Origin of the sequence: Agrococcus sp. HG114 (assembly GCF_024723325.1) — a bacterium.
Lineage (GTDB): Bacteria > Actinomycetota > Actinomycetes > Actinomycetales > Microbacteriaceae > Agrococcus.
Genome location: NZ_JANQCH010000058.1, coordinates 1 through 14418, shown reverse-complemented (window position 1 = coordinate 14418; position 14418 = coordinate 1). Strand labels below are relative to the sequence as shown.

General features: G+C 73.0%; 19 protein-coding genes. 11 read left to right on the top strand and 8 right to left on the bottom strand.

Going from position 1 to position 14418, the window contains the following annotated elements; translation table 11 throughout:
* Positions 1 to 175 precede the first annotated feature (175 nt).
* Positions 176 to 1498: an aspartate--tRNA(Asn) ligase gene (aspS, locus tag NWP09_RS07455; RefSeq protein WP_258274893.1), complete on the top strand. Its 1323-nt coding sequence runs from the start codon at positions 176 to 178 to the stop codon at positions 1496 to 1498.
* A gap of 52 nt (positions 1499 to 1550) precedes the next feature.
* Here the strand turns inward: aspS and NWP09_RS07450 are convergent, their stop codons facing one another.
* The 4 genes from NWP09_RS07450 to NWP09_RS13505 all read right to left on the bottom strand — a co-directional run bounded on the left by NWP09_RS07450 (position 1551) and on the right by NWP09_RS13505 (position 3700).
* Positions 1551 to 1802 (bottom strand): glutaredoxin family protein, encoded by a 252-nt coding sequence (locus tag NWP09_RS07450; protein WP_258274892.1) that lies wholly within the window; start codon positions 1800 to 1802, stop codon positions 1551 to 1553.
* Between the two features lie 10 nt (positions 1803 to 1812).
* A complete protein-coding gene (locus tag NWP09_RS07445) occupies positions 1813 to 2694 on the bottom strand; it encodes a GNAT family N-acetyltransferase (RefSeq protein ID WP_258274891.1) in 882 nt (293 codons plus the stop codon).
* A 96-nt stretch (positions 2695 to 2790) separates the two neighbouring features.
* Positions 2791 to 2889 carry an AURKAIP1/COX24 domain-containing protein gene (locus NWP09_RS07440; protein ID WP_021011861.1) on the bottom strand — a complete coding sequence of 33 codons (99 nt, stop codon included), beginning with the start codon at positions 2887 to 2889 and terminating at the stop codon, positions 2791 to 2793.
* 124 nt (positions 2890 to 3013) lie between these two features.
* Entirely contained in the window at positions 3014 to 3700 is a 687-nt protein-coding gene (locus NWP09_RS13505) for a metalloregulator ArsR/SmtB family transcription factor (RefSeq protein ID WP_309137105.1), read from the bottom strand.
* Positions 3701 to 3885: 185 nt separating this feature from the next.
* Between NWP09_RS13505 and NWP09_RS07430 the strand changes: the two genes are divergently transcribed.
* The 4 genes from NWP09_RS07430 to NWP09_RS07415 are packed head-to-tail and all read left to right on the top strand — an operon-like array spanning position 3886 to position 6929.
* On the top strand, positions 3886 to 5316 hold the full coding sequence (locus tag NWP09_RS07430) for a TrkH family potassium uptake protein (RefSeq protein ID WP_258274890.1): 1431 nt from the start codon (positions 3886 to 3888) through the stop codon (positions 5314 to 5316).
* Positions 5309 to 5980 (top strand): TrkA family potassium uptake protein, encoded by a 672-nt coding sequence (locus NWP09_RS07425; RefSeq protein ID WP_258274889.1) that lies wholly within the window; start codon positions 5309 to 5311, stop codon positions 5978 to 5980. Before NWP09_RS07430 ends, NWP09_RS07425 begins: the two co-directional genes overlap by 8 nt.
* Positions 5977 to 6366, top strand: coding sequence for a YchJ family protein (locus tag NWP09_RS07420; RefSeq protein ID WP_258274888.1), 390 nt, complete (start codon positions 5977 to 5979; stop codon positions 6364 to 6366). Before NWP09_RS07425 ends, NWP09_RS07420 begins: the two co-directional genes overlap by 4 nt.
* Entirely contained in the window at positions 6366 to 6929 is a 564-nt protein-coding gene (locus NWP09_RS07415; protein WP_258274887.1) for a hypothetical protein, read from the top strand. The genes NWP09_RS07420 and NWP09_RS07415 overlap by 1 nt, the downstream gene beginning before the upstream one ends.
* Positions 6930 to 6931: 2 nt before the next feature.
* Here NWP09_RS07415 and proC read toward each other — a convergent pair whose 3' ends face one another.
* Complete coding sequence (gene proC, locus NWP09_RS07410) at positions 6932 to 7756, bottom strand: pyrroline-5-carboxylate reductase (protein WP_258274886.1); 825 nt, start codon at positions 7754 to 7756, stop codon at positions 6932 to 6934.
* Positions 7757 to 7809: 53 nt separating this feature from the next.
* Between proC and NWP09_RS07405 the strand changes: the two genes are divergently transcribed.
* Together NWP09_RS07405 and NWP09_RS07400 are read left to right on the top strand one after the other, a co-directional pair.
* A complete protein-coding gene (locus NWP09_RS07405; RefSeq protein WP_258274885.1) occupies positions 7810 to 8772 on the top strand; it encodes a cation diffusion facilitator family transporter in 963 nt (320 codons plus the stop codon).
* Positions 8773 to 8804: 32 nt separating this feature from the next.
* Positions 8805 to 9224, top strand: a complete 420-nt coding sequence (locus tag NWP09_RS07400; protein ID WP_258274884.1) for a hypothetical protein — start codon at positions 8805 to 8807, stop codon at positions 9222 to 9224.
* A 54-nt stretch (positions 9225 to 9278) separates the two neighbouring features.
* Here NWP09_RS07400 and tadA read toward each other — a convergent pair whose 3' ends face one another.
* Positions 9279 to 9740: a tRNA adenosine(34) deaminase TadA gene (gene tadA / locus NWP09_RS07395; RefSeq protein WP_258274883.1), complete on the bottom strand. Its 462-nt coding sequence runs from the start codon at positions 9738 to 9740 to the stop codon at positions 9279 to 9281.
* A 55-nt stretch (positions 9741 to 9795) separates the two neighbouring features.
* Between tadA and upp the strand changes: the two genes are divergently transcribed.
* Both upp and NWP09_RS07385 read left to right on the top strand, forming a co-directional pair.
* A complete protein-coding gene (upp, locus tag NWP09_RS07390) occupies positions 9796 to 10434 on the top strand; it encodes a uracil phosphoribosyltransferase (protein ID WP_258274882.1) in 639 nt (212 codons plus the stop codon).
* 391 nt (positions 10435 to 10825) lie between these two features.
* A complete protein-coding gene (locus tag NWP09_RS07385) occupies positions 10826 to 11554 on the top strand; it encodes a winged helix-turn-helix domain-containing protein (protein WP_258274881.1) in 729 nt (242 codons plus the stop codon).
* Positions 11555 to 11730: 176 nt separating this feature from the next.
* Here NWP09_RS07385 and NWP09_RS07380 read toward each other — a convergent pair whose 3' ends face one another.
* Both NWP09_RS07380 and NWP09_RS07375 read right to left on the bottom strand, forming a co-directional pair.
* The gene (locus NWP09_RS07380; protein WP_258274880.1) at positions 11731 to 12099 is read right to left on the bottom strand and encodes a hypothetical protein; all 369 of its coding nucleotides are present in this window, start codon (positions 12097 to 12099) and stop codon (positions 11731 to 11733) included.
* Positions 12099 to 12857: an alpha/beta fold hydrolase gene (locus NWP09_RS07375; RefSeq protein ID WP_258274879.1), complete on the bottom strand. Its 759-nt coding sequence runs from the start codon at positions 12855 to 12857 to the stop codon at positions 12099 to 12101. The genes NWP09_RS07380 and NWP09_RS07375 overlap by 1 nt, the downstream gene beginning before the upstream one ends.
* Before the next feature lie 90 nt (positions 12858 to 12947).
* On the opposite strand from NWP09_RS07375, the gene NWP09_RS07370 reads away from it, so the two are divergent.
* Both NWP09_RS07370 and NWP09_RS07365 read left to right on the top strand, forming a co-directional pair.
* Positions 12948 to 13637 (top strand): type 1 glutamine amidotransferase, encoded by a 690-nt coding sequence (locus NWP09_RS07370; protein ID WP_258274878.1) that lies wholly within the window; start codon positions 12948 to 12950, stop codon positions 13635 to 13637.
* Between the two features lie 103 nt (positions 13638 to 13740).
* Positions 13741 to 14394 carry a hypothetical protein gene (locus NWP09_RS07365; protein WP_258274877.1) on the top strand — a complete coding sequence of 218 codons (654 nt, stop codon included), beginning with the start codon at positions 13741 to 13743 and terminating at the stop codon, positions 14392 to 14394.
* The last annotated feature ends 24 nt before the right edge of the window (positions 14395 to 14418 follow it).

Below are 14418 nucleotides of genomic sequence, written 5' to 3'. Positions count from 1 at the left end.
GGGCTGGGTCGCGCTGGGCGCGTCCGCCGTCGCGCTCGCCGCCGCGTGGTTCGCGATCGCCCGCTGGGCGCCGCGGCGCTGACCGGGACCCGGGACAGGTCCCGGCGCTGGGGTCGCGGCGGCGACCCGAAAGGGTCCCCGCCCCAGAGCTCCACCGCGCAATAGGATCGAGCGCGTGACTCAGCCGACCCCGCTCCCCCGCACGCTCATCGCAGACCTCGCGTCGCTGCCCGACGGGCCGGTGAAGGTGCAGGGCTGGGTCGAGACGGTGCGCGACCAGAAGCGCGTGCAGTTCGTGATCCTGCGCGACGAGTCCGGCGCCGCGCAGCTCGTCAACCCGGTGAACGACGACACCGCCGAGACCGCCGCGACCATCTCGGCGCTCATGCACGGCTCGTTCATCACCGTGACGGGCGACCTGAAGGCCGACGAGCGCGTGAAGCTCGGCGGGCTCGAGGTCAAGGTCGGCTCGCTCGTGGTCGAGACGGTCGCGAAGGACTCGCCGATCGCCGACGACTCGTCGATCGACAAGCGCCTCGACTGGCGGTTCCTCGACCTGCGCCGCCCCGAGGCGCAGCTCATCTTCCGCGTGCAGACGACGATCGAGCACGCGATGCGCCAGCACTGGATCGACGAGGGCTTCATCGAGCTGCACACGCCGAAGCTCATGGCGACCGCGTCGGAGTCGCGCGCCGAGCTGTTCGAGGTGCCGTACTTCGAGACGACCGCCTACCTCGCGCAGTCGCCGCAGCTGTTCAAGCAGATGGCGCAGTCGGCCGGCTTCGGCAAGATCTTCGAGATCGGCCCGGCGTTCCGCGCCGACCCGTCGTTCACGAGCCGCCACGCGACGGAGTTCACATCGATCGACTCCGAGATCTCGTGGATCGACTCGCACGAGGACGTCATGCAGCTGCACGAGACGCTGCTGACGAAGGCGCTCACCGCGGTGATCGAGCGCCACGGCGACGAGATCGAGCAGCGCTTCGGCATCCGGCTCGAGATCCCCGCCCTGCCGTTCCCGCGCATCCCCCACGCCGAGGTGAAGCAGATCGTCGAGGCCCGAGGCCACACGATCGAGCGCGCCGACGGCGACCTCGACCCCGAGGCGGAGCGGCAGATCTCGGCGCACGTCAAGGAGACGGCGGGCCACGACTTCGTGTTCGTGACCGAGTACCCCTCGAGCGTGCGGCCGTTCTACCACCTGCGCCCCGAGGGCCGCCCGGAGGTCACGAACTCGTACGACCTCATCTACAACGGCGTCGAGATCTCGACGGGCGCGCAGCGCGAGCACCGCGTCGACGTGCTCGAGGCGCAGATCGTCGAGAAGGGCATGAACCCGGCGGAGCTCGAGGAGTACCTCGACTTCTTCCGCTACGGCGTGCCGCCGCACGGCGGCTTCGGCATGGGCCTCGCGCGGGTCGTGATGCTCATGCTCGGGCTCGGCTCGATCCGCGAGACGACCTACCTGTTCCGGGGCCCGACGCGCCTCACGCCGTAGCGGCTGCCACCATCCCGCTCATCGAGCAGCGCGCAGCGCGCGCATCGACGGGTCAGGCGCCCAGGCGGGCCTGGATGCGCTCGGCGAGCTTCGCCTCGTCGACGCGCCACGCGCTGTGCTGGCGGCCGTCGATCAGCACGACCGGGATGTCGTCGCTGTAGAGCTCGGCGAGGCGGGGCTCGTCGAGGATCGAGCGCTCGACGAGCGTCGCGCCCTCGAAGCGCGCCACGACGCGCTCGACGACCGGGCGGGCGTCGTCGCACAGGTGGCAGCCGGGCTTCGTGATGAGCGTGATCTCGACCATGCAGCCAAGCCTAGGCCGCGCGCACTCGGTCGAACCGCGTCGGCTGCGGCACGAAGCCGGCCGCGCGGTAGGTGGCGATCGCGGGCTCCCGAGCGCTCTCGGTGCACACCTGCGCGCTCGAGGCCCCGAGCGCGCGCAGCGCCGCCGCGGCCGCGAGCGTGATGGCGGTGCCGTGGCCGCGCCCGCGATGCTCGGCGTGCACGCCCATGGGCTCGATGAGCCCGGGGCGGCCTTCCCCGGCAGACCAGGCGATGACGCCCGCGGCAGGAGCGTCGCCGTCGAGGCCGAGCAGGCATCGGGCCCCGCGGAACGCGGGCCCGTCCGCCATCGCGTACCAGCGGGCTTCGACGGCCGCAACGGTGCCGAACGCCGAGCGCTGCACGGCTGACCACGCCGAGATGAGGCCCGGGTCGGTGCCGTCGACCTCGACGATCCGCAGCCGCGATGCGCGCGCGCCCTCGACCGGCTCCGAGAGATCGCGTTCGAGCGGCGTCCACGGCTCGCCGACCGCCCAGCCGGCGTCGGCCATCCGCTCGTCGAGCAGCGCGCCGCTCGGCACCTCGAGGCTCGCGGGTCCCGGGCCGAGGATGCCGCGCTCGGGCCGGGCGATGTCGTCGGCCATCGCCGCGGCGAGCGCGGCGTCGCGGCGCAGCTCGGGAGCGGTCGTCGCGCGCAGCAGGTCGCGCCCGTCGAGCAGCCCGACGGCGACCAGCCGGCCGTCCGCGCTCCACGCGCGCACGGCATCCGTCGCCGCCCGGGCGCCCAGGCGGCGGAACCAGCCGACGTCGCCCGGATGCAGCTGGAGCGGGTCGCCCGATCGCTGCCACGAGGCGAGCACGCGCACGGCGTCGCGCAGCCCTTCGTCGTCGGGGGTGCCGAGCTCGATCGTCACGGCCCGATCACACCACGCCGGAACCCGGATCCGGTCCGGGACGCGCGAAGGGGCCGGACGCCCGCTCTCGCGGGCTCCGGCCCCTGCTGCACCCGCCTACTTGCGGTTGCGACGCTGGTGGCGCGTCTTGCGAAGCAGCTTGCGGTGCTTCTTCTTCGCCATGCGCTTGCGGCGCTTCTTGACGACAGAACCCATAGAGGTTCCTCACTTCCGATCGGGATTGCTCGCTGACGCTGCGCGACCTCGAGGCCCGCGCAGGGAAAACGCTCCCGATATCGTACCCGAACGGCGCGCGCGGCTGTTCGGCGGATGCGCGGGCTCAGTCGAGGCGGGCGTCGTCCTCGTCGCGTGCGGGGCGCTCGGGCTCCTCGGGCAGCGCCCGCTCCGGCTCGCGGCCGCGCAGCTTTCCCTTGGCGCCGTCGAGCCGGTGCGCGGTGCGCGACGACATCTCCTGCAGCCGCTCCTGCACCTCGTGGATGCGGTCGCGCGCCTCCTGCACGCGCTCCTGCACGTCGAAGACGCGGTCGGCGGCGCGACGCCCGATCGAGGCGCCGACGGGCGCGGGGTGCTCGACCGTCTCGGAGACGCGGGCGAGCGCCTGCTCCGCCGCGACGCGCGCCTGCTCGGCGGCCTGCCGGGCCTGGTCGGCGGCGGCGCGCAGCGGCGCCTGCACGTTCACGCCCGCCCACGCCGCGAAGGCGGCGGCGCCGAGCGACGCCTCCTCCTGGTCGCCCTCGGCGAAGATGAACGGCATCAGCCAGTCGTCGATCTGGTCGAACGGGCTGAGCACGATCGCGTAGTGGCGGTGCTGGCCGTCCTCGCGCACCGTCACGAGGCCGGCGTCCCGGAGCGTGCGGAGGTGCTTCGACACCGTCGGCTGAGGCACGCCGAGCGCCTCGACGATCTGGCTCACCGTCGCGTCACCGGTCGTGCCGCGACGCTCGAGCAGCACGCCCAGGATGTCGCGTCGCGTGCTGTCCGCGATCACGGTGAAGATGTCGGCCATGCGGAAAGCATGCCAGCGCCGACGCAGGCGCGACAAACCTGGGGACCCCGTGCGACGCATCCCCGCCCGAGCGACGCGCTGATGCAGCCCGAGCGCCCGCGGTCGCCGCGAGGCCGACTTCGAGGACTACGCTGGCCCCGTCCTGCGCCGCCCCGCGGCGCTCCATCCCGTGAAGGGCACAGCAGGTGGCGCAGCTCCGGACGTCGAGCGAGACGACGTTCCTCGGTCGGTGGCGCGATCGCGTCGACCACTTCGCCGGCGCCTACCCGGCGCGCTTCGCCATCATCGTCTTCGCATCGCTCAACCTGCTGTTCGCGCTGCTGCTCGCGACCCCGTGGGCGACCGCCGGCGACGGCGTGACGTCACCGGTGGATGCGTTCTTCCAGGCGGTGAGCGTCGTGTGCGTCACGGGGCTCACGGTCGTCGACATGGCGACCCACTGGAGCCCGTTCGGCAACGCGATCGTGCTCATCGGCGTCGAGGTCGGCGGCATCGGCGTGCTCACCCTCGCGTCGATCCTCGGCCTCACCGTCGCCCGGCGCCTCGGGCTGCGGCAGCGGCTCATGGCTGCGAGCGACTCGAACCCCTCGCGCGTGCGGCGCGGGGTCGTCAAGGAGGAGCAGGCGATCCGGCTCGGCGAGGTCGGCGGGCTGCTGCGCACCGTCGCGCTGTCGGTGCTCGCGTTCGAGGCCGCGCTCATCCTCCTGCTGCTCCCGCGCATCCTGCTCGAGGGCAAGGGCTTCCTCACGGCGCTCTACGAGGCGACCTACTGGGCGTTCATGGCGTTCACGAACTCCGGGTTCGTGCCGACGCCGGAGGGCCTCGAGCCGTACGCGACCGACCCGTGGTTCCTCGGAGTGCTCATGGCGGGCGTGTTCATCGGCTCGCTCGGCTTCCCGGTGTACTTCGTCATCCTCCGCCACCTCGGCACGCCGCGGCAGTGGTCGCTGCACGTGAAGCTCACCATCACCGTCTCGCTCCTGCTCTTCCTCGCCGGCGGGCTCGCCTTCCTCGTGCTCGAGTGGGGCAACGCCGACTCGTGGGGCACCGACGACTTCGGGCAGCAGATCCTGCACGCCTTCTTCCTCTCGGCGATGGCCCGCTCGGGCGGCTTCGCGGTCGACGACCTGGGCCTCCTGCACAACTCGAGCCTGCTCGTGACCGACATGCTCATGTTCGTCGGCGGCGGCTCGGCCTCGACCGCGGGCGGCATCAAGGTCACGACCCTCGCGATCCTGTTCCTCGCGGCGGTCGCCGAGGCGCGCGGCCGCAAGTCGATGGAGGCGTTCGGCCGCCGCATCCCCTCCGACGTGCTGCGCCTCGCGGTCAGCGTCACGCTCTGGAGCGCGACGATCGTCGCGGGCGTCACGATCGTGCTGCTCGAGATCACAGGAGCGCCGCTGTCGTTCGTGCTGTTCGACGTCATCAGCGCCTTCGCGACGGTCGGGCTCTCGACCGGGTTCACGCACGCCGGGCTCGAGGATCCCGCGAAGGTGATCCTCGCGCTGACCATGTTCGTCGGGCGCATCGGTAGTGTGACGCTCGCCGCGGCGCTCGCCGCGAGCCAGCGGACGCAGCTGTTCACGCGCCCCGAGGAGAGGCCGATCGTTGGTTGACAGGATCCCGCACGACGCTCCCGTGCTCGTGATCGGCCTCGGCCGCTTCGGGGCGGCGACCGCCGGGCAGCTCGCGCGCCTCGACCGCGAGGTGCTCGCGATCGACGGCGACATCAACCTCGTGCAGAAGTGGTCGGAGCGCCTCACGCACACCGTGCAGGCCGACGCGCGCTCGATCGACGCCCTCAAGCAGGTCGGGGCGCAGGACTTCTCGATCGCCGTGTGCGCGGTCGGCTCCTCGATCGAGGCGTCGGTGCTCATCGTCGCGAACCTCGTCGACCTCGGCGTGCCGCAGATCTGGGCGAAGGCGATCAGCCAGTCGCACGGCAAGATCCTCAGCCGCATCGGCGCGAACCACGTCATCTACCCCGAGGCGGAGGCGGGCGAGCGCGTCGCGCACCTCGTCTCGGGCCGCATGCTCGACTACATCCAGTTCGACGACCAGTTCGCGATCGTGAAGATGTACCCGCCGAAGCACATCCGGGGCATCACGCTCGCAGAGTCGAAGATCCGCTCCCGGTACCACCTGACCGTCGTGGGCGTGAAGAGCCCGGGCGGGGAGTTCACGTACGCGACCCCCGAGACGATCGTCTCGAACCACGACCTGATCATCGTCTCGGGCAACCAGGCTGACATCGAGCGGTTCGCGGGCCTGAGCGCGTGAGCGTCGGCGACGGCGACCGCTGCCCGTGCGGCACCGGGCTCGTCTATGGCGAGTGCTGCGGCCCGATCCACCGGGGCGACCGCGAGGCGGCGACCGCCGAGCAGCTGATGCGCTCGCGGTTCACGGCGTTCGCGCTCGGCGACGCCGACTGGCTGCTCGCGTCGTGGCACCCCTCGACCCGTCCGCGGTCCCTCGAGCTCGACCCGGGCATCCGCTGGCTGCGGCTCGACATCCTCTCGACCGCGGGAGGCGGGCCGTTCGATTCCGAGGGCACGGTCGTGTTCGAGGCGCACTGGGTCGCCGACGGCGCCCGCGGCTCGATGCGCGAGGCGAGCCGCTTCCGCCGCGACCGCATCTGGCAGTACGTCGACGGGGAGCAGGTCTGATGCCCTACGGTGTCGGCCTCGAGATCGCGACGCGCGTCGCGGGCGGCGAGCGCGTCGCCTTCCGCGGCCGCCTCGCTCCCCTGCTGCTGCTCCTCGTCGGCGGTGCGGCGTTCACGGTCGCTGGGCTCGCCCTCGTCATCGGGCCCCTCAGCAGCCTGCCGTTCGGCTCGAGTCGCTGGGACTCCCCGGTCACGGTGCTCGTGGGCGCGGCCTGCGTGCTGTTCTTCGGCGTGATGGGCGGCGACGTGACGATCCGCGGCCTCGCGGGGCGCAGCCGCGCCGTCGAGCTCGACCCGCACGGCATCCGCCTCTACGGGGCCGAGCTGGTGCCGTGGCACGCCGTCCGTGCCGCGTCGCTCGTCGTGCCGCCGCGCGGGCGGCGCGCCCAGGTGCATCTGCTCCTGACGCCCGAGGGCGGGCGCGCGTGGCGCACCGGCATCGCACCCGCCGCGCGCTGGCTGCAGCGGTTCTCGCCGACGATCGCGCTCGTGCCCGACGTCGTCGGGCTCGAGCCGCGGGATCTCCAGACCGCCGTGCAGCTGCTGCTCCAGGCCCCGCGCTGACGTCAGCCCGCCGCGAGCTCCCTCGCGCGCTCGAGCGCCGCGGCCGTCGCGCGGTCGAAGACCTCGCCGAGCCGCGCCTCCTGCAGCACGGCGATCGCACGCTCCGTCGTGCCCTTCGGGCTCGTGACGCGCCGACGCAGCTCGGCCGGCTCGACGCCCTCCGCGGCGAGCAGCTCGCTCGCCCCGCGGAACGTGCCCTGCACCATCGTGGCCGCCTGCTCAGGGCTGAACCCCATCCGCACTGCCGTGCTCGTGAGCTCCTCGATGAGCAGGAACACGTAGGCCGGGCCCGAGCCCGAGATGGTCGAGAGCGCGTCGATCTGCGACTCGTCGAGGACGATGACGTCGCCGACCGACGCGAACAGCTCCCGCACGAGGTCGACGTCGGCGGCCGACGCGCGCGAGCCGCCCGCGACGCCGGTCACGCCGAGCCCGACGTGCGACGGGGTGTTGGGCATCGCCCGCACGACGGCGACGGGTGCGGGCAGCGCGGCCTCGATGGACGCCGCGGTCGTGCCCGCCGCGATCGAGACGACCACCGCATCCGCCTCGAGGTGCGGGCCGATCTCGCGCGCGAGGTCGACGATGCCGGCGGGCTTGACGCCCAGCACGACGAGCTTCGCGCCGGAGACGGCTCGAGCGTTGCCGTCCGGCTCCCGCTCGAGGGCGATCGATTCGACGCCCTCGAGCTGCAGCCGGTCGGCCTTCTCGGCGGAGCGGTTGGTGACGACGATCGACTCGGCGCCCCGGCGCGCGAGCCCCGTGACGATCGCGCCGCCCATGGAGCCGACGCCGAGCATGGCGATGCGAGGGAGGAGATCGGGCATGCGGCCAGGCTAGTGCCGCCTGCCGTTCGGGCGCCCCGCGTAGACTCCCGCTCGTGAGCGCATCCCACGGTACGAAGGCGGTCGTCGCGGCGTTCCTCGCGAACTCGGGCATCGCCGTCACGAAGTTCGTCGCCTGGTTCTTCTCCGGCTCGGCCTCGATGCTGGCCGAGGCGATCCACTCGGTGGCCGACGCGGGCAACCAGCTGCTGCTGCTGCTCGGCGGGCGGCTCGCGAAGAAGAAGCCCACCGAGGAGCATCCCTTCGGCTACGGCCGGGAGCGCTACGTGTGGGCGTTCATCGTCGCGCTCGTGCTGTTCTCGGTCGGCGGCCTCTTCTCGATCACCGAGGGCATCTCGAAGCTCCAGCACCCGCACGAGCTCGACATCATCTGGCTGCCGCTCGTCGTGCTCGGCATCGCGATCGTGCTCGAGAGCCTCTCGTTCCGCACCGCGATCAAGGAGGCGAACCAGGTGCGCGGCAACGCGCGCTGGTGGGACTTCATCCGCAAGGCGAAGAGCCCCGAGCTGCCCGTCATCCTGCTCGAGGACCTCGCGGCGCTCCTCGGCCTCGTCTTCGCGTTCGTCGCGGTCGGCCTCACCGCGCTCACCGGCAACCCGCTCTTCGACGCGATCGGCACGATCGTCATCGGCGTGCTGCTCGTGCTCGTCGCCGCGGTGCTCGCCGTCGAGATGAAGTCGCTGCTCATCGGCGAGGGCGCGACGGCGGAGGACACCGCGCGCATCGCGGCGGTGCTCAACGGCGCGCGCGGCGTCGAGTCGGTCATCCACATGAAGACGCTCTACCTCGGCCCCGACGAGCTCATGATCGCGGCGAAGGTCGCCTTCCCGCCGCAGAGCGACATCGAGCACGTCGCGACCACGATCAACGACCTCGAGGCGACGCTGCGCGATGAGGTCGCGCACGCGCGGGTGATCTACATCGAGCCGGACCTCTACATCGAGCGCCCCGAGATCGCGCCGTCGACCGACCACATCGTCATCCAGTCGGGCAACTGACCACCGCGGCCGGAAGTATGTAGGCTGTCTGCATGGACTTCCTGTACTCGCTCCTCGTCGCCGCGCACCTGATCGGCGCGTCGCTGCTCGTCGGCACCTTCTTCCTGCAGATGCGGGCGAAGTCGGGCCACAACTTCACGATCATGCTCGTGGGCGCGTCGATCCAGCTCGCATCGGGCGTCGCGCTGTACGGGCTCGCGATGGCCGGGGACGCCGACGTCAACCACATGAAGCTCGGCATCAAGGGACTCATCGCGCTCGTGGTGCTCGTCGCGGCGCTCCTCGGGTTCCTGCGGCAGCGCGCGATCGCGGGTGAGAAGGCGCGCCTGACCGCGGGCGGCGCGGTCTCGGTGGGCGACGTCGCCCTGCCCGAGCGGCGGCTGCGCACGTTCTTCCACATCGCCGGCGGCCTCGCCCTCGTCAACCTGCTGATCGCGGTGCTCTGGGGCTGAGCCGGGCGACGGGGGCGCGACGCGCGGGCAGGCGGCGGCAGCGCCGCGCGCGGCTCAGCGGCGCCCGGCGAAGAACGCGCGCAGCTGCGCCTCGGCCTCCTCGGCGAGCACGCCGGCGACCACCTCGACGCGGTGCGGCAGCCGCCGCTCACGCAGCACGTCCACGACGCTGCCCGCGGCGCCGGCCTTCTCGTCCCACGCCCCGAACACCACGCGCCCGACGCGGCTCGCGAGGATCGCCCCCGCGCACATGACGCACGGCTCGAGCGTGACGACGAGCGCGCATCCGTCGAGCCGCCACGAGCCGAGGCTCGCCGCCGCCTCGCGCAGCGCCACGACCTCCGCGTGGGCGGTGGGGTCGTGCCGCAGCTCGCGCTCGTTGCGACCGGTGCCGATCACGGTGCCGGATGCGTCGACGACGACCGCGCCGACCGGCACGTCGGCGGAGCGCTCGGCCGAGGCCGCCTGCTCGAGCGCGAGCCGCATGAGCGCCTCGTCGCGTGCCGCCGGCCGCATGCCCCTCCCCCTCGCCGGGGCGCGCCGCACCGGGGCCGCCCACTACCCTGACCCTATGCGAGTCCACGTCGCCGACCACCCGCTCATCACCCACAAGCTCACGGTGCTGCGGGACGAGCGCACCCCCTCGCCGACGTTCCGGTCGCTCGTGGGCGAGCTCATGACGCTGCTGGCCTACGAGGCGACGCGCAACGTGCGGGTCACGCCGAAGCGCATCACGACGCCGGTGACCGAGACGACGGGGGTCGAGATCGCGGAGCCGCGCCCGCTCGTCGTGCCGATCCTCCGGGCGGGGCTCGGGATGCTCGAGGGCATGACGGCGCTCGTCCCGACCGCCGAGGTCGGCTTCCTCGGCATGGCGCGCAACGAGGTGACGCTCGAGCCGACGACCTACGCCGAGCGCCTGCCCGACGACCTCTCCGACCGCCAGTGCTTCGTGCTCGACCCGATGCTCGCGACGGGCGGCTCGCTCTCCGGCGCGATGCAGTTCCTCTTCGACCGCGGCGCCGTCGACGTCACCGCGATCTGCCTGCTCGGCACCCCCGAGGGCCTCGAGCGCGTCGAGCGGGACATGGACGGGCACGACGTCACGATCGTGCTCGGCGCGCTCGACGAGCGCCTCGACGACCGCGGGTTCATCGTCCCCGGCCTCGGCGACGCGGGCGACCGGCTCTACGGCACCGTCGGCCACTAGGCAGCGCCGATCGTCGACGGCGCGCCCTTACGCTCGATCCCGTCACATTCCGTCACATCGTTGCGTCGTTTGACTTGCCTCGCGCGAATCAGCGATACTGGCAGGCATGACGACCACCTTCCGCCCCCAGTCCGTCCTCGCGACGAACGGGACGAACGGCATGATGATGCCGATGGTCGACATGCGTCGAATGTGTGCTTGAGCCCAGCTCGCACCGCCCGACCGCTCCATGACGAGCCGCTGACGCCTGCGCGTCGCGCTCGCGAGGCCTGAGCAGCCCACGGAGCGGTCGCCGAACCCGCCGCGGTTCGCGCACCACCCTCGACACCTCGAGTCGGCAGCCTTCATCGCCCTCGCCGGGCGCTGCCGACCGCACGCCGGAAGGCCTCCCATGACCATCACCGCTCTGCCCACCCGCTCCACCCGCCGTCCCTCCCTCGAGCAGCCGCGCACCGTCGGCACGAGCGCGCTCGCGCCCAAGCGCCCGGTCGCCCATCCCGTCGCGCAGCCTCCCGCCCCCCGCGCCGCCGTCCGCGCGGTCCCGGAGGGCACCGAGGCCCGCGGCTTCGTGCTCTACGTCGGCCTCGGCGAGCACGCCGCCGCCGCCGACCAGGTCGAGCTCGCCCGCCTCGTGACCGAGCTCCGCGCCCTCACGGCCCGGATCGCCCCGAGCGCCCAGACCCACGCCGCGGTCGCCCTCGCCCCGGCCGGTGCCGGCGGCCGCGACGTCGACGTCGTGCGACGGGCGCTCGGCGACCCCGCTGTGCAGCAGCCCGCCGCCGAGGCCGACCCCGGCATCGTGATCGACCTGACCCGCAAGCGCGTGGCGATCGGCGACGAGGTCGCCCCGCTCACGTACCGCGAGTTCGAGCTGCTGCAGCACATCGTGCTGCGCGAGGGCTCGACGGTCGGACGCTGCGACATCATCGACGCGCTCTGGGATGCCGACGCGGACGACCGCCCGAACGAGCGGACGATCGACGTGCACGTGCGGCGGCTCCGCGCGAAGCTCGGCGCGTACGCCGAGATCATCCGCACCGTGCGGGGCGCCGGCTACCGCTTCGACCGCCACGCCGACGTCACGGTGCTCGCATCGGGGCCGAGCCCCGACCGCTTCTGACACAGCCGTTTCACAGGGAGATCAGGGCCGGTTCGTTACCCATCCGTTATACGTTCGACGCACGTCGATCGTAGTGCTGTGGCGGTCGGCGGAAGCGGAGGCAGAAGCCTCACTTGGTGCAAGGGACTGGGGCCGGTCGGGAGAACCCGACCGGCCCTCTTGCATGCCCCGCCGCTTCAGCGCCCGTGCTCGGCGCGGTAGCGCTCGAGCAGCCGGTCGAGCAGCGCGCCCAGCTCGTCGCGGAGCGCGTCGTCGAGCTCGGCGAACGAGAGCGTCGCCCGACCGCTGCGGCTCGCCTGCACCCGCGGCGACGCCGCGGCGAACACGTCGGGATGACGATCGATGATGATGAGGTAGAGGCCGACCTTCGCCTTCGATCGCTTGAGGGCGGCGAAGTAGTCGTGGCCGCTCGCGCCCGGCAGGACCCACGCGGGGATCCCGTAGATCGTGCCGTCGACGAGCTCGGGCCGGTACCGGTCGAGCAGGCCGCGCAGCCGCCCCTCGACCGCGTCGAGGGGCGGCTGCGGGCTCGGCCTCCGGGCCATCAGCCCAGGTGCTCGGCGAGGAAGGCGGATGCGGTGCGCCGAAAGGCGCCGGACGTGGGCGCGTTCACGTGGTTCCGGCCGGGGATCTCCTCGAACCGGCCGTCCGGCAGCAGCGCGACCAGCTCGCGGGTGTCGCTCGCGCGGTCGTCGCGATCGCCCGTCATGAGGAGCGTAGGCACGGGCGGCGGCGCCTGGGCGGGGTCGAACAGCGTGCGCGACACCTCGCCGGCGAGCGTCACGAGCGTCGCCGGGTCGTGCTCGGGGAAGACCCCCGCGAGGTCGACGATGAACGCCTCCATCGGCCCGGGAGCCGCCCGGCCCTCGAGCGCCCGACGCGCGAGGTCGAGGTCGAAGCGCTCGAACGGGTCGCCCGCGGGCAGCCCGCCGAGCACGAGCGCGCGGAACGCGTGCGGCCTCGTGCCCGCATGCCGCCACAGCAGCCGAGCGCCCATCGAGTAGCCGATCGCCCCGGGCGGCTCGTCGAGCGCGAGCTGCTCGAGCACCGCGTCGACGTCGTCGAGGAACCGGGGCACGTCGTAGCCCGTCGACGGCCGATCGCTCTCGCCATGGCCGCGCAGGTCCATCGCGATGCCGCGCAGGCCCCGCTCCGCGAGCGAGCCGCCCCAGCTGCTGTCGATCCAGTTGCGCCGGGCGTTGGAGGAGAACCCGTGGATCATCAGCACCGGGCGGCCCTCGGGATCGCCGAGCTCGTGGATGGCGATCCGCACGCCGTCGGGCGCCATCGCGAAGACCGTCACGCTGCTCCCTCCGCGGCCCGGGTGGCCTCGCCGAGCGGCGGGCGGGCTCGCTGCGCGTCCTAGGCTAGCGGCGAGAGAGAAAGGGCTCCGGTGCCGCGCTCCGTCCTGTTCATCAAGCACATCGAGTACGAGACGGGCGGCCACGCCACGACGCTGCTCAGCCACCTCCCCACGCGCGAGGCGGTCTTCGAGACCCGGCTGCCGCCGCTCGACGAGCTCGCGGGGGTGGTGATCACCGGCGGGCAGATGAGCGCCGCCGAGGTCGACCGGTTCCCATCGCTCGACGCGACGGCCGACCTCGCGCTCCGCGCGATCGACGCCGAGATCCCCGTGCTCGGGCTGTGCCTCGGGCACCAGATCATCGGCCGAGCGCTCGGCGGCGAGCACCGCGAAGGGGCCGTCGACGCGGTCGGCATCATCGACATCGAGCTCGTCGCGCCGGATCCGTGGCTCGGCGACCACGTGGGGCGGATCGGCGCGATGCGCTGGAACAGCGACGTCGTGTCGCTGCCGCCGGGCGCGACGCTCCTCGCCCGCAGCGAGACGGTCGACAACGACGCGTTCCGGTACGGCTCCGCGGTCGGCATGCAGTTCCACCTCGAGGCCGACGACCGCGTCATGCGCCTGTGGGGCTCGGTCGCCTCCCCCACCCTCACCGAGCTCCGGGGGGCGGATGCGGTGGCCGACTGGCGTCGGCACCTCGCGACCGACGACACGTTGCTGGGCGTCGTCGAGCGCGGCTTCGGCGCGTTCGCCGAGGCGTGCGCGGCCCGGCTCTAGAACGCCCGAGCGCCGAGCGCTGTGCGGCGGTGCGTCGCTCGAGAGTGCCTGAGGGCTCGCTCAAGCGGCTTCCCGGAGCGCTCGGCTCTGCTAGGCAGGGCGCGTGACCGCACTCGAGAGCGCGCGCACGCGCGCCCGACCGGCCGGGCGTACCACGCGCGCGGGACGGCTCTGGCTCGCCGGCATCGGCGGCGCGTGGGCGCTGTTCAGCACGCCGCTCGTCGCCGGCGACTGGGGCGCGAAGTGGATCGAGGCGCTGAGCCTCGCCGAGCCCTGGCGGTCGCTGCGCGACGTCGTCGACGAGCCCTACATCGTCCACGGCGCGCTCGGCGGCCTCTCGTTCCTCGCAATCGGCCTCGCGCTGCTGCCCGACCTGCGGCGGGCAGGCTGGGGCGGCACGGCGCTCGCCTGGCTCGTGCTCGCCGGCGCGCTCGTCACGCCCGTCAGCTACCTGAGCACGCCGGTCGACGCTCCGACGCACGCCCTCTGGGGCAGCGAGGGGCCGCTCCTCATCGTCATCGGCATCGTCGGGGTGCTCGCCGCCATCACCGCCGGCCCGCGCTGGCCGCTATGGGCGCGCATCCTGCTCGGCTGCACGCTGCCGGTGCTCATCGCCGGCCTGCTCGCCACCGGCTACTACCCCCACGGGCCTCTCGCCACGCTCGCGCTCGAGGCGGTCGCGCTCATCGCCGCCGCGCCGCGGGCGACGGCCCCGGCATCGGCGGCCGCGGACGCGGACGAGGCGCACAGCGGCTGACGCCCACGGGATCCGGGCCCGACC